This window comes from Paenibacillus sp. P32E, assembly GCF_001909085.1.
Classification (GTDB): Bacteria; Bacillota; Bacilli; order Paenibacillales; family Paenibacillaceae; genus Paenibacillus_AQ; species Paenibacillus_AQ helianthi.
Map to the genome: position 1 here is coordinate 168,368 of NZ_LVYY01000077.1, position 19,362 is coordinate 187,729.

The following is a 19,362-nucleotide window of genomic DNA, read 5'->3' on the forward strand; positions in this document are numbered from 1 at the left end:
CTGCGGATAATCTTCGCTTGCCATTTAACGGGTATTAATGGAAAATACCATTCAATAGATGGTATACATTGTAAAACGGGCGCGTTACGCTGTCAACGCAGGAGGTGAGGGATGAAACGGCTGTTATTCTATATCTTCGGCCTGTTGCTATGCGGGCTTATCGTATATGCCATCGCCTATGACCGTCCGCTGCTGGTGGAGTTTAATTCAGAGCTGGTACCTGAGGCGGCTCCCCCGGTTCAAGTACGGATTGCGCTGTACGACTGGACAGAGAATCTGGAGGTGAAGAACGCGATCCGGAAATTTAATCAGAGCAATCCGGACCATATTGAAATTGTAATGATGAATCTGTCCACGGATGCCTACGATGACACGCTCAACATGCTGATGACTTCGGGTCAGGGGCCGGATGTGTTCAGCGTGGATAACAGTTGGCTGGCTACCTATGTGAACAAGGGGTATCTGGCCAATCTGAACTCTTATCTGGACCCTGCGGATCTGAACAGATTTCCAAAGTGGGCTAGAGATTACGCACGCAGCTCTCTGTTTAAGGGAGGGATCTATTTCCTGCCCTCCAGTATTGAGACCGTGCGCCTGATCTATAATAAGCAGCTATTCCAGAGCGCCGGACTGGATGCGGAGCATCCGCCTGTCACCTTCGCTGAAGTGAAGCAGGCTGCGGCCAGGATTAGCCGCGCCGGGGTCGGCGTGAACAAATACGGCTTCGCGCTGGCCGCCGGAGACAGCCAGGACAGTCTGCAGACGGGGCTGGAAATGTCCAATACCTACAGCGGGGTGTATCTCTATAATTACCAGACCGGACGTTATGATCTGAGTGTATATGCTACCTGGCTGCAAATGCTGCTGGATATGAAAGCAGAGGGCAGCCTGTATCCCGGAGAGACTCTGCTGAAGCGGAACGGTGCGCTCAGGCAGTTCGCCGACGGCAACATCGGCATGATGTATGCAACCAGCAAAGATTATGTGAAATTGCAGGAATATATGCCTAAGGATGATTGGGGGGTGGCTCTGCCGCCTGTAATGACTTCGGCGAAGAAGGGCAGCGGCGCGCTTATGATGATTCCGCATTCGCCGCTGGCGGTAAACAGCAGCGCACCTGACTTGGAAGCGGCGGTGAAGGTATGGAAGTTTCTCCAGTCTGAAGCTTTTCTGACCATTCTGTTCCAGCAGGCCTTGGCCCTGCCGGTGGTAGACGGGATCGCAGATCTTCCGGGCCTGGTTCCGGGGCTGGGCCATTTCAAGGAGTTTTACCCGACGGCTGAGGAGTCCATTTATCCGCTGGCTCCGCAGATTATGGACCAGTACGATCCGAATACCGTCTCGGTGGAACCCCGGGACTCGGGCGACCGGCCCCGTATGCAGCTCTATCTACAGATCCTTTCCGGCGGCATTAGCGTGGGCGAAGGCCTGCGCGCGGAAAGTGACCGGCTGAATCAGATGCTGGATATTGCGGCTACCGGTTATTCTTTTAAACGTGAGGAGTACATGTATCCGAATTTCAATCCCCGCACTCCTTTGCAGGGGGAGAGCCAGTTGAGCGCGGGAAGGAGTAGGAGGGGAACAACTATTATTTCTGATACAGGAAAGGACTGCTTCTAGAGGCCGTATTAATATGGCCCGGAGACAGTCCTCTTTGCTTCGTCCCTAAGAAAATCCGCACCGCCCGATTATTGATACTTGTCCACTTGGAGCCCGTGCTGCTGTCTCTGGTCGCCTAGTGGGATAGACAGGTTGTGCATAAGCTTACAGTTCTTACGTCCACACCGCATGTAAGCCGTTCGAATATTACTATATAAATCACTTTTTGTGCTGCTAGAGTTCCTGGGAGAATTATTGGAAGCCATTAAGCAGTGCCAGCAGAGATGTGAAATCCAAGGAAAAGAAAAAGGAGAATGAAGAAATGACCTTTTTATCAACGGGCCCCATTGAAAACAATGCGGTCAGTGGTGCAAGACCCACGCAGTCAGTGACAGTCCGGATTGACAACCGGAGTGATTCAGAAGCCTCTATAGTCTCGATTCAAGGCTACTATATGAGTGGTGGTGTACGGAATTTGTATGTCAGCCAATCCTTGAATCTGGCTGCTAATCAAGTAGTAACAAACAGCTATTTTGCTGATTTGGATGCATTTGAGTTTCTCTTCACAACATCAAGTCCAAGCCCGGCAGATGATCCTGTACAGATCTCATTCTGGGGGAAGAGCAGCACGGGGCAATTAGTGGCTGCGCATCGTCTGGTATCCTCTGAATTGCTGGGAGAAGTCACGGGGATCACCGGTGCTACCGGTGCGACTGGAGCAACCGGTGAAACGGGAGCCACTGGGGTTGCAGGAGTAACAGGAGCGACCGGGGTAACCGGAGCCACTGGAGCCACTGGAGCTACAGGTGTGACAGGAGCGACAGGAGAAACCGGAGCCTCTGGAGCAACAGGTGTGACAGGAGCGACTGGTGAAACCGGAGCCACTGGGGTTGCAGGTGTGACAGGAGCGACAGGTGAAACGGGAGCCGCTGGAGCTACCGGAGCTACAGGAGCGACTGGTGAAACCGGAGCCGCTGGAGCAACAGGCGAGACAGGAGCGACCGGGGTAACGGGAGCAATTGGAGCTACAGGTGTGACAGGAGCGACAGGTGAAACTGGAGCCACTGGGGTTGCAGGTGTGACGGGAGCGACTGGTGTAACGGGAGCCACTGGAGCTACGGGTGTGACAGGTGCGACAGGTGAAACCGGAGCCACTGGAGCTACAGGTGTGACAGGAGCGACAGGTGAAACGGGAGCCACTGGAGCTACGGGCGTGACAGGAGCGACCGGAGAAACCGGAGCCACTGGGGTTGCAGGCGTGACAGGAGCGACCGGGGTAACGGGAGCCACTGGAGCTACGGGTGTGACAGGTGCGACAGGTGAATCCGGAGCCACTGGAGCTACGGGTGTGACAGGAGCGACTGGTGAAACCGGAGCCACTGGGGTTGCAGGCGTGACAGGAGCGACCGGGGTAACGGGAGCCACTGGAGCTGCGGGCGTGACAGGAGCGACTGGTGAAACCGGAGCAACTGGGGTTGCAGGTGTGACAGGAGCGACCGGGGTAACGGGAGCTACAGGCGTGACAGGAGCGACTGGTGAAACCGGAGCAACTGGGGTTGCAGGTGTGACAGGAGCGACCGGAGAAACCGGAGCAACTGGGGTTGCAGGTGTGACGGGAGCGACCGGGGTAACGGGAGCCACTGGAGCTACAGGCGTGACAGGAGCGACAGGAGAAACCGGAGCCACTGGAGCTACAGGCGTGACAGGAGTGACCGGGGTAACGGGAGCCACTGGAGCTACGGGTGTGACAGGAGCGACTGGTGAAACCGGAGCCACTGGAGCTACAGGCGTGACAGGAGCGACTGGTGAAACCGGAGCAACTGGGGTTGCAGGCGTGACAGGAGCGACTGGTGAAACCGGAGCCACTGGGGTTGCAGGCGTGACAGGAGCGACCGGGGTAACGGGAGCCACTGGAGCTACGGGTGTGACAGGTGCGACCGGGGTAACGGGAGCCACTGGAGCTACGGGTTTGACAGGAGCGACAGGTGAAACGGGAGCCACTGGAGCTACAGGTGTGACAGGAGCGACCGGGGTAACCGGAGCCACTGGAGCTACAGGCGTGACAGGAGCGACCGGGGTAACGGGAGCCACTGGAGCTACGGGTGTGACAGGGGCGACTGGGGTAACCGGAGCCACTGGAGCTACGGGTGTGACAGGAGCGACTGGTGAAACCGGAGCCACTGGAGCTACAGGTGTGACAGGAGCGACTGGTGAAACCGGAGCAGCTGGAGCTACAGGCGTGACAGGAGCGACCGGGGTAACGGGAGCCACTGGAGCTACAGGCGTGACGGGAGCGACTGGTGAAACCGGAGCAACTGGGGTTGCGGGTGTGACAGGAGCGACCGGGGTAACGGGAGCCACTGGAGCTACGGGTGTGACAGGTGCGACAGGTGAAACCGGAGCCACTGGAGCTACGGGCGTGACAGGAGCGACCGGTGAAACCGGAGCCACTGGGGTTGCGGGTGTGACAGGAGCGACAGGTGAAACTGGAGCCACTGGAGCTACGGGTGTGACAGGAGCGACCGGAGAAACCGGAGCAACTGGGGTTGCAGGCGTGACAGGAGCGACCGGGGTAACGGGAGCCACTGGAGCTACGGGTGTGACAGGAGCGACTGGTGAAACCGGAGCAACTGGGGTTGCAGGCGTGACAGGAGCGACCGGGGTAACGGGAGCCACTGGAGCTACGGGTGTGACAGGAGCGACCGGAGTAACGGGAGCCACTGGAGCCACTGGGCCAAATGTTGCAGCGGAAGGGTTCTCTGGGCTTCTGCCAACATTTTCAACCAGTGCAAGTACTCAGCTTGCCGGCTGGACGGTGACGTCACCGTATTACGACAGCGCCTCGTTTAACGAAACAACGGGGAACTACACGGTCCCGGTTACGGGCCGGTACTCTTTTGAAGCTACCATTAACTACTCTACCACTGCAGCCATTTCGGTTGCGTTAGGGGCGGGGATCAACCCGGCATTTGTGATCCGGAGAACTTCTCCTGTGACTACAGATTTGGTAACCGGACTGTTCCCTCTGCTGAATGTGAACATTGCCCTGCTGTTGACCCTGAGAACGATCTTGGGCAACGGTACAGTCACCTTGACGGGTGAGTTTGATCTGACAGCAGGAGATGTGATCGGCCTCTTCTATGAGGCGGATGGTTTAACGGTTCCGCTTAATCTGGGAGGCGCCTCCTCGGGCGTGATCTGGTCCGTCCACAGATTTATCTAATGCTGTCATAAGAAGAACTGAGTTATTAGCTGCAGCCAAAAGGGGCCGACATCCATGGGGTGAAGGCCTCTTTTTTGAAAGATAAGAATGTATATGTTTCTCGCTATAAATTATCCTTCTCTTTCTCGCTGAAACGGATGCCGTCCTTATAAGGACAGTGTAGCCGTCGTTTCCACTTGCCTGGAAGCAGCTATCACCAAACTCTGTAGATTATCGAACTTTTATTATAGATGACCTTATTTAGCATCTGCCGCTCTCCGGGTACACTTGAAACATGGAAAAGAGAGACTGCTGAAGGAATCAGGAGGCGTAAGCGATGATCACTCATGAGAAAAGAAACGCGCTGGACACCGGGCAGCGGTTGCCAGTGCGGATACATGCGAAAAGAAGCTCCATGCTGGGGCATTTGCTGAAGCACAAGGTGCTGCTGCTGATGCTGCTGCCGGGTGTGATTTTCCTGCTCATTAACAACTACCTGCCGATGTTCGGGATCATCATAGCCTTCAAAAATATTAACTACGTAGACGGGATACTCGGAAGCCCATGGGTGGGGATGGATAATTTCAAGTTTCTGTTCGCCACATCGGATGCCTGGATCATTACCCGTAATACGGTGCTGTACAATTTTGTGTTCATCATTCTCAACCTGGTGATAGCGGTATCCATCGCGATTGCCCTGAATGAGCTGAAGAATAAGCTGGCCGCCAAATTTTATCAGAGTATTATGTTCTTTCCGTATTTCCTGTCGATGGTGGTGGTGAGCTACCTCGTGTTCGCTTTTCTGAATGTTGAATACGGTTTCATGAACAAAGGCATTCTGGCGATGTTTGGGCTGAATGAGCTGAACTGGTATTCCGAGCCAAAGTATTGGCCGTTTATTCTGCCGCTGATCAACCTCTGGAAAGGCGTAGGGTATGGCTGCGTCATATACCTTGCGGCGATTATCGGCATTGACAACGAATATTATGAAGCCGCGCTGATCGACGGGGCCAGCAAATGGAAGCAGATCCTCCATATTACGATCCCGCTCATCCGCCCGGTCATCATCATCACCACTATTCTGGCCATCGGCGGGATTTTCCGCTCCGACTTCGGGCTCTTCTACCAGACCACACTGAACTCCGGGGCGCTGTATCCGACGACACTCGTCATTGATACCTACGTCTATAACGCATTGATCAATATGGGCAACCTGGGCATGTCCGCCGCAGCGGGTCTATACCAATCCATCGTCGGCTTCTTCCTGGTCCTGGGCTCGAACTGGATCGTACGCAAGGTCGACAAGGACCAGGCTGTTTTTTAACACTATGAAAGGTGAGAGTACGGAGGTGAAGTTTGAAACTGCAGGAGCGATAGCGACCGCCTGAAAGCTTTCCGTAGGAAAGCTGGCTTCGTAAGCATAAGCAAGGTTTGGATTTCTACCGCAAGCAGCGGTTTCAAATCAGAGAAAACCAAAATAACAGCGGCCGGAAGTCCAAACATTCACCGCAGTTACGAACAACACCTTTGGAGAGGGATTTTGAAGAAAAGGGGGATGGAACCGGTGACCAATAATGAAATATCCCGGCCGACGAATGTGATACTCCATATAATTTTTATCATCCTGTCGATCACCTGTCTGCTGCCGATTGTGCTGGTGTTCATGATCTCAATTACCGACTACGATTCCATTGTGCTGAACGGGTATCAATTTTTCCCCGAGAAGTTCAGTCTGGAGGCATATGCTTATATCTTTAAGGACTATACCGTCATTGTAAAAGCCTACGGCGTGTCGTTCTTCGTAACCATTGCCGGCACGCTGCTCAGCGTATTTATCTCTTCGTTGTATGCCTATCCGCTCTCGCGGACGGACTTCCGGTACAGAGGGTTCTTCGCCTTCCTGATCTTCTTCACCATGCTGTTCGGCGGCGGGCTGGTGCCCTGGTATATGGTCTACACCCAGGTGCTGGATCTGAAGAACTCCATCTGGTCCCTGGTTATTCCGATGCTGCTGTCCCCGTTCAATGTGCTGATTATGAAGACCTATTTCCAGATGAGTGTCCCGCCCGCGCTGATTGAAGCCTCCAAGATTGACGGTGCCGGTGAGCTGCGGACGTTCTTCCAGATTGTGTTCCCGCTGTCACTGCCGGTGTTCGCTACGATCGGTCTGTTCAACACCCTGCATTACTGGAATGACTGGTTCAACAGCATGATCTTCATTACGGACACAGACCTCTATTCCCTGCAGTACCTGATGTACAAAATGATCTCCCAGGCGGACTACCTGAGCCGCAACGGGGCTTTGATTCAAGGCTCGGCGACGGAGCTGGCGAAACTGCCGGGTGAAACCATCCGCATGGCTATGGCACTGATCGGCATTGGCCCGATTGTGCTGGCCTATCCATTCTTCCAGCGGTATTTTATCAAAGGGTTGACGCTGGGCTCCATTAAAGGCTAACCTCGGATTCATCCGATTAGCATATATTGACCATCAAGGGGAGGAAACAAGCTATGGCAGGAAAAAAGGGCACGGGTCTACTGCTTTCACTTGTACTGCTGATAGGACTTTCACTAAGCGGATGCGGGGGCAATAACAGCAACAGCGGAGCTGAGCCGACCGGGACAAAGGTGGATAGCACCACCGCACCAGCCGCCTCGGATACAGCTACAGCCACAGCCACTGAAAAGACAAATGTGCTGGAGCAAGTGGAGCTATCGCTCTATCTGCCTGGCGGGCCGGATAAGGATGTAGCCTCCGTAGAACAGGCGATCAATGATTATCTGAAGGATAAGATTAACGCCACGATCAAGATCAATCAGCTTAGCTGGGATAAACCGGCAGACAAGGTGAATCTGATGATCCAGTCCGGCGAAGTATTCGACATGGTCTACACCTGGAACTTCATGACCAATGCCGCCAAGGGCGCTTATCTGCCGCTCGAAGAGCTGCTGGACACCTACGCTAAGGAGACCAAAGCACAGATTAATCCGGCTTACCTGCAGGCCGCTACCGTCAACGGACATTTGTATGCGGTTCCAACCGAGAAGGAACTGGGCCAGTCGGTAGGCTTTGCTTTTGACAAGGCGATTGTCGACAAGTACGGGTTCGATGTGAACAGCATCGCGAAGCTTGAGGATATTGAACCGATGCTGAAGACGATTAAGGAGAAAGAACCGGGCATCACACCGCTCTTTATGAACCATACCGACAGTCTGAACTGGTTCACCGTGTACCCCGAAAGCGAGGACCTCGATGGCAGTAATGAAATTCCGACGCTGCTCGATTACAAGACGATGAAGGTTTTTAACGAATATGATACTCCAGAGATACTCGCACGGCTAAAGCTGATCCGGGAATGGTACAAAGCGGGCTATATCAACAAGAATGGCGCTACGGACAAAACAGAGCTGAAGGATGCCGTGAAAAGCGGCAAGGCCTGGTTCACCTACGGCAATATGAATCCAACGTCCACCAATGACTGGACCCGTCTCGCGGAGAAACCGATGATCATCAAAACCCTCCTGCCGGTACAGGTCAGCACGAAAAGCCTGCAGGGCTCCATGCTCGCCATCTCCAGAACCTCCAAAAACCCGGAGCGGGCCATGATGTTCATGAACCTGATTCATACCGATCCCGTCCTGTATAACCTGTTAACCTTCGGGATTGAAGGCAAGCATTATAAGAAGGTAGGCGACAACACGGTTGAATTTATTCCGGACAGCGGCTACAACTCTGTATCCTCGTGGATGATCGGGAATGTGCTGCTGAACTACCTGAACAAGGATGAAGATCCCAAACGCGTGCAGCTCTATACCGACTGGAATAAAAACTCCAAGGTATCCCCGGTGATCGGATTTGTCTTTGACTCAACCAAGGTACAGTCGCAGATCGGAGCGCTGATCAACATTACGAAGCAATATAAGAATACCCTCTATTCCGGGGAAAAAGATCCTGAGCCGATCCTGAAGGAAATGAACAGCAAGCTGAAGGCCGCTGGACTGGATGCCGTGATAAGCGAAATTCAGTCGCAAATGGATGCATTTTTGGCCGCCAAATAAGATGTTGAATGATTAGCAGACCCGATATCCGGTAAAGTTCGGCCGCCTCCCTGATTCTTACTGTCAGTTTGCAGCGGCCGCTTGCCAGGATGTCGGGTATTCCTATTCGCAAAAGTTAGCAGTTGGGGGCCCTGTTTCTATTCTGAATAGAAGAGGGTGTTAATGTGCGAATGTATAAAAATATAGCGTTACTGTCTCTTGTGTTCTGTGTGCTGACGACGGTTTTGATGCCAAATGATCATAGCGTTTCCGCTGATCCTCCAGGGATAGCAGCGATAGAACAGCAAATTTCGGGTCCTGTGGTGAAAGTAAAACAAGAGTCTGGCTCAAGTAGAGCCTCCAAGGCTTCGCTGCCGGTGACCGCCACAACCGCCACCTATAATCCATCGGGCTTGCTGTGGCAGGTAGGCGAGCCGGACGACAGCTCTGCTGAATTTACAGTTTACAATAATGTGTATAACGATTTTGCCCTGCCTCTTCCAGCTTGCAGCTATAATACGATCCCCAAAGGAATGAAGGCCGATGTCAATGGAACGATGAATTTTACGTTTGAATTGGCGGCGGTTCCCCAGTATGGAGCCGAGCTCAGCTTCAAGGTGATTGATGCAAGCACCGCGATTCCCCAGCTTGCCGTGTTCACAAATGGCCTCATGAGCGGATTGATTCAAATCACAGGTCTGAATAACGGCGAAACCTCTCTGGAGCATACCTGGAAACAAACCTACAGACTGTATATTCCCAAAGAGCAGCTTCATATTGGCTCAAACGTGCTTAAGCTGGTGGTCGACCGCGGACTGTATGCGGACCCCCAGGCTCCCGGTTATAACGGAGACTCCTATTTATGGTTCGAATGGGATTATATCAAGCTGAAATCCCGGCCTCAGCAGGCGGATGAACCGATACATGGGCGGTATGTACATCTGGGAACTACGCTTGCCGCAAATACCTTCAAATATGATGAGAACGCGATCCGCCATCTGGCGCCCATGACCAAATGGATGGGCATCGCCTACAGCGGCAATTGGATGCGCGCCTCCTTCTGGTCGGATACGAGCGCAGGCTGGGACCCGCAGGGGCGGAACTATCTGGCGACGATGCGTGATCTGAACCTTACGCCAATGGTCAATATTATCGGAGGCAACTGGAAGAACAATGCGGATCTGGCGGGCGGTACGATCAGCACGGCTTTGAGGAGTTATTATGCCGCTTTTGTCAGTAAATTCGGGGATTTGTACCAATACGCGGAGACAGGCAACGAACCCGGATTATTCGGCTGGTCCCGGGCATCCATATTGGCCATTCATGAGCTGATGGATGAGGAGCGCCAGACCAACACCCAGCCCTATCTGAAAATTGTGGCGCCCGGCTGGGCCTATTGGCCATATAACGGAATTCCTGACGGGTGGGAGCGGGACGCTGCCCAGCGCGAAGAAATTGAAGCGCTTTCAGATGTGACGAACGGCCACAGCTATGGCGGAACCGGTGTCCAGCCGCTGCCGGGCGGCAGCTTGTATGAGAATCTGCAGGTGTATCATGAAGCGGATGAGGGCTTTGGCAAAGAGATGGCCATGAGTGAAACCGGCAGCAATGACAATCATTCCGACAGTACGAAATACGGCACCTATGCGTACAGGTTCGCTTCCGCCTTTGACCGGGAGCTTCGCGGAGATATCGGCTATGTCGATCATATCATGCAGCATGCGGCCTTCTTCAATGACGGGACCGAGTTCGGATTATTTGATTCCGCGATCAACTGGAATACACACCGCTTCGAGGATACGGTAGCTGTAGCCGCGAACAGTAATGAGCTTGGTGAAACGCGGCTGAAGACGTTCCGCAGGCTGGCCGCTGCGTATGCCACCCACGGGCGCCCGCTCAGCTACGAGATCCTGAATCCATCTGAACTGAATGAGAAAAAAGCGTATTTCCGCGCGGTTGATACCTCAGCGCTGGGCACCTCGGCCATAGGGGCTTCTGCAGACAAAATTCTGCTGAATTTCGTGAACTTTGAGACGCAGCCCGTGACGATGCAGGTGAGGGTCACCATGCCCGGCAGCGGGCAGTATGCCGGAGAACGGTTTGGACCGGGCGATACCTATGCCGCCGCCCACTCCAATGTCCAGCTTACGGCAGCGCCGGACCTTACGCTCTCGGTTACCCTGGGCGCTGGTGAAACCGTCCAGTATATTCTCGATGAGCTAGAGACCACTTCGCCAACGGCTCCAACCAGTCCGGCCGCGGTGGCAGTAAGCCATGAGCAGGTGAAGGTGACCTGGAATGCCTCGACCGACAACGACAGGGTTGTCAGCTACAATGTGTACCGGGATGATAGAGCAGAACCGGTGATGACCGTTCCGGGCCGGATTACGTTTTACAATGACTACACGGTAGCTCCTGAGACCGTATATAGCTACAGGGTTCAGGCCGTGGATGATTTCGGCAACGTCTCGCCGTTGACCGCAGCCGTATCCGCAACCACACTGCCGATGCCGATTACGCCGCATGTGGCTGGAGATCCAACCAAATTCGAGGCCGAAGCCACGTCCTTTGCCCCGCCGCTCAAAATCGGCTACTACAGCAGCGCTTCTGGAGGAAGGGTTGTGGAGCAGACCCATGCCGGCGGATTGACGATTCAGGGATTCTATTCCGAGAGCGGCGGAAGCTACACTTTAACTATTGCATACGCTTCCAATCAGGAGTCGAAGAAAAATATCCTCATTAACGGACAAAAGCAAACGACCGTGACGCTGCCGTCCACCGGAAGCTGGAACAGCAACTTTACCGCGAGGCAATATGGCATTACGCTCCAGCCGGGGTATAACATGATCAGCTTTACCTCCGCCGGAAACGGCGCTAACCTCGATTATTTCAAGCTTGAGGAAGGCGCATATGTTCCGGTCTCGGCCTGGTATACCGCAGAGCATAATCATCCTTATATCGACTATACCGGATTTACGACCGCTTCCAACGGTGTCTCTCACGTGACCTATGCACCTGACGCCACAGCAACGTTCAATTTCAGGGGCATCGGGGTCCGCTGGAGATCGGATATCAAAAGCGATATGGGCAGCGCTGATGTCTACGTCGATGGGCAATATATACAGACCGTAGTCATTCCTCAGGCTGGCATTGAGGGAGAGAACCGGATCGTCTATGAGCTTGCCGGTCTGGAGTACGGGCTGCACCGGATCGAGATCAAGGGGACCAACGGGCTGGTGATGGTCCATGGGTTCGAGTTCGAGAGCTACGAGGCCACCCTTCCGGCACCGCTTGCGGACCTGATCGTTACAGATATCGGCTGGAATATCGTGAACAGCGATGGCACTCCATCCTCCCATACCACGCCGCAACTCGGGGATTCCTTAATCTTCTGGGCCAAGGTGAAAAATATCGGAGTGCGCCCGACCCCGCTGAACACCTCCACGGGATTGGGTCAAATTACGGGCGGTGCCTTCTCCGTCAACGGCGGTGTCGTATCCTGGTCGGACACGAACAATACAGTGATCCAGCCTGGAGAAGAGGTTACCCTGACCGCCAACAGCAGCGCCCAAGGCACGCCCAAATGGACAGTTCCGACCATAGGCGGCTTCACCATCACCTTCTTCGTGAATGATATCTGGAGGTATGAGGAGATGAACAAGGAGAATAACAAATTGAGCGAGACACTAAGTATTAGTCTGGATTGAAAGCTGATGAAGACGCTGTAGAGCTATTAATCTGGACTGATATCTGATGAGATGCTGTAAAGCTTAGCTTCTGCCTCCCTGCAGAAGCTAAGCTGGTTCAAATAGAAGTTAGCGGGTTGAGCGGAAGTTACGCGAGTTGAGGTGGACGTTAACCTGGTTGAGTGGAAGGGCGGAAGATAAGCTGGTTTAAGCCTAATGTACCTGAATGTACTCGCTAGTGGAGGTTGCTCCCAGGGGAAAATGAATTTAGGTGGAAATAGGAAAACTAGTTTATGGAAACTTGTGCTGCTGCGAGTTCGAGGTGGAATTAGTATAACTAATTATGCCGAAAACGCCTCAGTTTGCTATTAGAACCATTATTAAGTAAACAAATTCCAACTAAACCTCGACTGCAGACCAGAAATCGAGAATTAGTGATACTTTTTCCACCTTGTTGAGGTGCTGCTCTAGCATTGAGATGGTTGAGTATTGCATTTATTAGATGTTATTCCCTTTGAGACTCTGTAGGATTTCGAACTTTTTTTATAGATGACCTTATTTAGTCTCCTCCGTTCCCCGGCTACACTTAAGGTAGTGATGAAATTATACAGGGTTAGAACGATCTGACGGTTTGGGGGGAGCGGAGCGTCCCCTTGCAGTAACGGTTTGGGGGGGAGCGGAGCGTCCCCTTGCAGTTACGGTTTGGGGGGGAGCGGAGCGTCCCCTTGCAGTTACGGTTTGGGGGGGGAGCGGAGCGTCCCCTTGCAGTTACGGTTTGTGGGGAGCGGAGCGTCCCCTTGCAGTTACGGTTTGGGGGGAGCGGAGCGTCCCCTTGCAGTTACGGTTTGTGGGGAGCGGAGCGTCCCCTTGCAGTTAACGGTTTGGGGGGAGCGGAGCATCCCCTTGCACTTACGCAGGTGAAATGCAGCCAAAGCGTCCCCGCAGGGGTAAAGCGCTCTCCGCACACTGCAGCCCGGGAGCACAATCCCTCCGCCCACGCCAGCCATCCGGGTGTCCAGAGGGCCGGGGCCCTTGGGGTCCCCCTTGGCTAAGGGGGATTTAGGGGGATCGAAATCAGTTAGGTGGATCGAAAATCACTCAAAAGGAAGTGCAACCATGCCAAGGCCTCTAACAAGGGAGGAGCAGGAATGGGTAGAGCGGATGCTCGCGTCCATGAGCCTGCGGGAAAAGATTGGGCAAACGATGCAGGATCATGCAGGGCGGCTGCCGTTTAAGGGAAACGATACTGAGGCGCTTGCGGCCTATTTGAAGACGTATCCGGTGGGCAGTTTTTTTATCGGCGGTGAGGTGATTCAGAAGGCGTCGGGCAAGGCGGCGGAGTACCGGGAGTGGACGGAGCAGCTGCAGCGGATCAGCAAATATCCGCTGCTGTTCTCCGGTGATTTGGAATTCGGCGCGGGATCGGCAGTCAAAAGCTTAACCGCGTTCCCGCCGCTCCTCGCGCTGGCCGCAGTGGACGATGAGGCCTTGGCCTATGAATACGGTAAATTTACGGCACTGGAAGGGCGGGCGGCGGGCTTTACCTGGGCGCTGGCACCTGGCACAGATCTTTTGCTGAACTGGATGAATCCGGTCATTACAACGCGTTGCCTGGGGGATGACCCCAAGCGGGCGGCAAGGCTAGCGGGTGCAGTCATGCGGGGGATGCAGGACCATGGCCTGGCAGCATGTGCGAAGCATTTTCCGGGGGACGGGGTGGATTACCGCGATCAGCATATTGTGACCACCATTAACGGCTTGACCGAGGATGAGTGGGTTGCCACCTACGGGCAGGTGTCCCAATCTATGATTGATCAGGGCGTACTGTCGTACATGACCGGGCATATTGCTCTTCCCTGGATGGAAGGAGATCAGGGGGAGAAGCCAGTACCGGCAACGGTATCAGAGCGGATCACAACGGAACTGCTGCGGGAACGTATGGGGTTTGAAGGTGTGGTGCTGTCGGATGCGCTGGATATGGGCGGATTTCTGGCCTGGGGCAGTTATGAGAAACGGATGATCGACTGCTTCAACTGTGGAACGGATGTGCTGCTGTGGCCGGGTGTGGATTATTTCGGGGTGATGGAGCGGGCCGTCAGGGAGGGCACCGTCCGCATGGAGCAGCTGGATGCGAGTGTCCGCCGCATTCTGCAGCTCAAGGCCAGGCTGGGTATGTATGGTATAGATGAAGAAGGCCGGGACCCGCGGGCACTTCCGCTGCTGAACGACAAGTTGCCGCCGGAGCTGGATCTGGAAGCAAGGGGCCTGAGCCAGTCCCTCGCGGAGCGTTGTATTACACTTGTCCGCAACCGTGGCCATATTCTGCCGCTTGATCCGCAGACTACCCGCCGGGTGCTAGTGATCTTGCTGAACAAAGTGACGGAAGGCCGCAAGTATGAGCGGATGAATGTTTTTGTAGATCTTTTACGGGCGAGGGGGCTTCAGGTAGATATACTGGATGAATTTGAGCCGCTGGGCACGATCCGGAAATGGGAGTTGTCGGGGATTCGCTGGGATGCTGCTTTTGCACCTTACTTTCTGCCCTTGCACGGCATGATGAATACGGCCCGTCCGGTAGGCGAGGCGGCCAAAGCGATATGGGCAATGCAGCATGCAGAGACCATCCGGCCCATCGGGATTTCTTTTGCCACCCCATATTTGCTGCAGGATATGCCGTTTCTGGATGCGCTGGTCAATGCCTATTCGCTGCATGAGGAGACCGTGGAGCTTACGGTCAAATCACTGTTCGGGGAGCTGCCTTTTCAGGGACGGTCTCCGGTGAAGACAGACCCGCAGGGTGGTTCACTTGATCTAAGGGGGATGCATCATTTTGAGCACTGAGCGGAAGCCTGCGGAGGCGCTGGACCGTTTGTTTCAATACATGATCTCGGGGGCGCACCGGGGTGACTGGGGCATGGACATTGACCACTGGGATTGGGTGCCGGGGGTGGGTGTGATTTCACTCATGGAGTACGCCACAGTTGGCGGGCAGGAAAAGGTTATAGAGTATCTGCTGCAGTGGGTGAACCGGAACAAGCACAAGGCCGATGGGGTCAAAGTCATTAATGCGCTCGCTCCGTTCGCGATTTTTCCTGAACTGTACCGCCAGACCGGTGACCCGTGGTTTCTGCAAAAAGCGATGTCCACCGCGGATTGGATGCTGAACACTGCGCCGGTCACGCGGGAAGGGGCGCTGGAGCATACCGTTACGGAAAATGTGGATTTCCCGGAACAGGTATGGGCAGATACGGTATTTATGGCCGTCTTGTTCCTGGCGCGTATGGGCGGGCTAACGGGAGAATCCCGGCTGGCCGATGCCGCACTGCGGCAGACGCTGCTTCACCTGCAGCTGCTCCAGGACCCGGCTACGGGACTGCTCTATCACGGCTGGAACAGCCGTGAGGGCAATCATATGTCTGCGGTCCGCTGGGCGCGGGCCAATGCATGGATTACCCTGGCGGTTCCGCAGATTGTGATGGAAGTTCAAGGCGTGGCTGACATACCGGAAGAGCTGCACAGCCGGTATTCATCGCTTGCGGCAGCCTTGCGGTCCTGCCAAGCCGGAAACGGACTATGGCATACGGTCTTGAATAGACCGGATTACGTTCAGGAGACTTCAGGCAGTGCGGGCATTGCCTGCGGATTCTTCAAGGGAGTGAGGAATGGCCTGCTGGATTCCTCTTTTCTGGACTCTGCCAGGCTTGCGGTGAGTGGTATTCTTCCGCTAATTGCGGAGAATGGTCAAGTGCAGGGAGTCTCAGGCGGCACGCCCGTTATGCCTTCGGAAGAAGCCTACAATACAATTGAAGTGTATCCTTCGCTCTACGGGCAGGGGCTGGTGATGCAGCTGCTTGCGCAGGAACTGGATCTGAAAGATCGCCAACTGTAGACTGGAACCGCAGCTGAACAATGAGTCCTCCCCAGAGGGAGCGGTTAACAGGAAAGTGTGGTTAGGATTCCCCTACCTAAAGGAAAGGAAGATCATTGTGAAGAAAACCGCAGAGGGAAGCAAGGCTCCTGAAACACCGGGTAAGGAGGAAACGGCCTATAAGCATGAGGGCATCGATCATCAGCGGATGCTGATCCGTAAAATGCAAATGCTGGAGCCCCGGTATGACCCGGAGCTTCACTTGCTCTGGTCCCCGTTCAGCAGTCCGGGCTATCATACCACGCTGCGTGAGGCTGAGTTCATCCATTCTACGCGGGATTCGCTGTCTTATGCGCTGGGGCTGCTGGATACGGAGCTGCCAGCGTATGAGCAGCGGGCCTTTGATATTATCGCTCAGGTAGTGTCCCTCCAGGACACCGACCGCAGCCATGATACCTTCGGCATCTGGTCCTGGTTCTACGAAGAACCGCTGGCACAGATGGCGCCGCCAGACTGGAACTGGGCTGATTTCTGCGGCAGCCGGCTGGTTCAGGCTCTCTCGCGCCACGGCCGCAGGTTGCCCGAGTCGCTGCGGATGGCGGTTGCCCAATCCATTGAGTATGCCTGTGAGGCAATTATCAAACGGAATGTCGGGCCGGACTATACGAACATCGCGATACTGGGCGCCTTCGTCACCAGAATCGCGGGGGAACAGCTGGGCCGCAGAGATTACGCGGAATATGGACTGAAGCGTCTGCAGAAGCTGTACGACTATACGATGGAACGCGGTGCTTTTCAGGAATACAACAGCCCGGTCTATACGTACATTGCCATCCTGGAGCTGTCCAAGCTTCATGCCGAAACCATAGATGACCAGGTGCGGATGCTCAGCCGCGGGCTGATTGATCTGAGCTGGAGGACGGTGGCCGGGTATTATCACCCTGCTACTGCGCAGTGGTCCGGGCCGCATTCCCGTTGTTATCAGACGCTGATCAATGATCAGAGCAAGGCGTTTTTGCAACTGGCAACTAAGGGGAGGGTGATGTTTTTTGACTGGGAAGAGCTGCCGTACGAAGAGGAATGGTATAAGAGCGGCTTCGAGTGTCCGGCTGCTTTTGTGGAGGCCTTCTGCGTTTCGCGCACACAGGAAATCAGACAGCTCTATGAAGGGAATCCAGAGGATGGCAGCGGCAGATGGGCGGTTACCTATATGACCCCGCAGGTGAGTGTAGGATCTTTTACCGCCAGTGATTTATGGAATCAGAGAAGACCGCTGCTGGCGTACGTGGATAATAACGGCTTGCCGGCCTATATTCAGCTTCGCTGTCTGCATGACGGGTATGATTACTGCTCGGCCCGCTTCAAATCGAAGCAGGATCAGGGTCAGGTGCTGTTCGGTATTGATTTTATCACCGATGGTGGAGATACCCATCCCAATCTGGACCCTACCGGGGGCGCCATCGAGGCTGATGATTTACGGCTGCGGCTGGAGATTGGCGGCCATTTGGATGGGGTCTCTGCCGTTTCCACCAGGGAAGGGGCGATCCTCCGAATCGGAGAGACCGAGTGTATGCTGACGACTTGGTTTGCAGCATTTGCAGGACATTCAGGGGCACAACGCGACTGGACATGGGAGATTCAAAAGACTGCGGATTTACTCCTGGTGGAGCTGATCCTCTATTCGGGACCACGGCGGACCATTGATTTCAAGGCATTGCAGCAAGCGGCCATGGTATTCTCGCTGGATATCCAGCAGGCACCGGATGAATCCGGGCCGGAGCTGGAGCTGACAGATGACGGAAACCTGTGGGTATGCTGCAGCGGGGAGGAGACGGAAGCGTTCACGCTCCATCTGCGCCCTGGTCCGGCGGAGTAGAGCTTGCAGGGAGCGGCCCGTTAAGCTGCTCAAAAGCACAACGAAGAAGACAGGAGCATTCCTGTCTTCTTCGTTGTGTCCATGATAAAGCGAAATCAATAGAATTCCATTTGAAGTCTTTGGATGAACCTTTTTGATACCTGGGAAGGATGTTTTCCCTTATGGAGAACCCATCCATATTGTACAGGGGTTAAGCTTGGCATATCAAACGCTATAGGGACAATCTCAGGCAGGATATCTGTGAAGGAGTACTCCAGTCCGATGGTAATAGCGAGCCCGCGATTCACTGCATTTTGAATGGCCTTCGTATTATTTGTTGTAAAAAGGATGTTTGCTTGGCCAAATCTGGAGATTAATGCTTTGGTATGGTCCCATAGATCCTCATCATCATACAAGACCAACGGTTGTCCAACTAATTGCTCGGGCGTTATTTTCTTTTCAAAGGCCAGCGGCGAATCTTTACTTACACCTACAACCATTCTCCCTTCTAACAGCTTCTCAAAGGTCAAATGCTCGCTTCTTTCGATAAAATCCTCCGCTAACACGATTAATCCAATATCAATGTTGCTGTGTTCCAGATCATTTAATATCTCCCTCGGTCCCTTTTCGAAAATTTCTATTTTGACCTGGGGGTAGTCTTCCTTGAATGTGGAAACAACATCTACGAGTAAATGCATAGGACCTGGTATGGTAGCTATCTTCAATTCCCCGCTCAAAGTATTGCTGCAGCTTTTAGCCTCTTCTTTTAGCTCGTTCACTTTTAGCAGGACTTCACTTGCCTTTTGGATGATTTGATTTCCTTCTATCGTGGGTACAGCGCCTAAACCACGGGAACGGGTGAATAAGGTCATGCCTAATTCGGTTTCCAGTAACGAGATGGATTGGCTGATTGCCGATAAAGTGACATGCAGATCCTGAGCAGCTTTTGTAAAAGACCCCTTTTTCGCAACCTCTACAATGTATTCAATCTGTTCAAGATTCATCGTCAGCTCTCCTTATTAAGCTTTGATTAACTATAAGTGAATATAATTAAATTTTATTTAAATTTAGGGAGAGTTACACTGTATATGAAAGTACTTTCAATGGAAGATAA

10 protein-coding genes are annotated in these 19,362 nt (G+C 53.8%); 9 read left to right on the forward strand and 1 reads right to left on the reverse strand.

What is annotated here, in order from left to right; all coding sequences use genetic code 11:
- The first annotated feature begins 111 nt into the window (after window positions 1-111).
- The 9 genes from A3848_RS30750 (at window position 112) to A3848_RS30790 (ending at window position 18,269) form a co-directional block, all read left to right on the forward strand.
- Window positions 112-1,620, forward strand: coding sequence for an ABC transporter substrate-binding protein (locus A3848_RS30750; RefSeq protein WP_074088824.1), 1,509 nt, complete (start codon window positions 112-114; stop codon window positions 1,618-1,620).
- Between the two features lie 301 nt (window positions 1,621-1,921).
- Entirely contained in the window at window positions 1,922-4,822 is a 2,901-nt protein-coding gene (locus A3848_RS30755) for a beta strand repeat-containing protein (RefSeq protein ID WP_178382120.1), read from the forward strand.
- 316 nt (window positions 4,823-5,138) lie between these two features.
- Entirely contained in the window at window positions 5,139-6,125 is a 987-nt protein-coding gene (locus tag A3848_RS30760) for an ABC transporter permease (protein WP_178382116.1), read from the forward strand.
- A 231-nt stretch (window positions 6,126-6,356) separates the two neighbouring features.
- Window positions 6,357-7,259, forward strand: a complete 903-nt coding sequence (locus A3848_RS30765) for a carbohydrate ABC transporter permease (protein WP_074088825.1) — start codon at window positions 6,357-6,359, stop codon at window positions 7,257-7,259.
- A gap of 53 nt (window positions 7,260-7,312) precedes the next feature.
- Window positions 7,313-8,860 (forward strand): ABC transporter substrate-binding protein, encoded by a 1,548-nt coding sequence (locus A3848_RS30770; protein ID WP_074088826.1) that lies wholly within the window; start codon window positions 7,313-7,315, stop codon window positions 8,858-8,860.
- A 170-nt stretch (window positions 8,861-9,030) separates the two neighbouring features.
- Window positions 9,031-12,546, forward strand: coding sequence for a carbohydrate-binding domain-containing protein (locus tag A3848_RS30775; RefSeq protein ID WP_074088827.1), 3,516 nt, complete (start codon window positions 9,031-9,033; stop codon window positions 12,544-12,546).
- Window positions 12,547-13,641: 1,095 nt separating this feature from the next.
- On the forward strand, window positions 13,642-15,366 hold the full coding sequence (locus A3848_RS30780; protein ID WP_074088828.1) for a glycoside hydrolase family 3 protein: 1,725 nt from the start codon (window positions 13,642-13,644) through the stop codon (window positions 15,364-15,366).
- Window positions 15,356-16,414: a glycoside hydrolase family 88/105 protein gene (locus A3848_RS30785; protein WP_256702602.1), complete on the forward strand. Its 1,059-nt coding sequence runs from the start codon at window positions 15,356-15,358 to the stop codon at window positions 16,412-16,414. The genes A3848_RS30780 and A3848_RS30785 overlap by 11 nt, the downstream gene beginning before the upstream one ends.
- A 97-nt stretch (window positions 16,415-16,511) precedes the next feature.
- Window positions 16,512-18,269, forward strand: coding sequence for a hypothetical protein (locus tag A3848_RS30790; RefSeq protein ID WP_074088829.1), 1,758 nt, complete (start codon window positions 16,512-16,514; stop codon window positions 18,267-18,269).
- A 95-nt stretch (window positions 18,270-18,364) separates the two neighbouring features.
- Here the strand turns inward: A3848_RS30790 and A3848_RS30795 are convergent, their stop codons facing one another.
- Window positions 18,365-19,252, reverse strand: coding sequence for a LysR family transcriptional regulator (locus A3848_RS30795; protein WP_074088830.1), 888 nt, complete (start codon window positions 19,250-19,252; stop codon window positions 18,365-18,367).
- Between the last annotated feature and the right edge of the window lie 110 nt (window positions 19,253-19,362).

Excerpts from the sequence above, each read along its gene's own strand:
- A3848_RS30775 (WP_074088827.1), top strand. The coding sequence starts at position 9,031 with ATGTATAAAAATATAGCGTTACTGTCTCTTGTGTTCTGTGTGCTGACG.
- A3848_RS30770 (WP_074088826.1), top strand. The coding sequence starts at position 7,313 with ATGGCAGGAAAAAAGGGCACGGGTCTACTGCTTTCACTTGTACTGCTG.
- A3848_RS30755 (WP_178382120.1), top strand. The coding sequence starts at position 1,922 with ATGACCTTTTTATCAACGGGCCCCATTGAAAACAATGCGGTCAGTGGT.
- A3848_RS30795 (WP_074088830.1), bottom strand. The coding sequence starts at position 19,252 with ATGAATCTTGAACAGATTGAATACATTGTAGAGGTTGCGAAAAAGGGG.
- A3848_RS30760 (WP_178382116.1), top strand. The coding sequence starts at position 5,139 with ATGATCACTCATGAGAAAAGAAACGCGCTGGACACCGGGCAGCGGTTG.
- A3848_RS30750 (WP_074088824.1), top strand. The coding sequence starts at position 112 with ATGAAACGGCTGTTATTCTATATCTTCGGCCTGTTGCTATGCGGGCTT.
- A3848_RS30765 (WP_074088825.1), top strand. The coding sequence starts at position 6,357 with ATGGAACCGGTGACCAATAATGAAATATCCCGGCCGACGAATGTGATA.
- A3848_RS30780 (WP_074088828.1), top strand. The coding sequence starts at position 13,642 with ATGCCAAGGCCTCTAACAAGGGAGGAGCAGGAATGGGTAGAGCGGATG.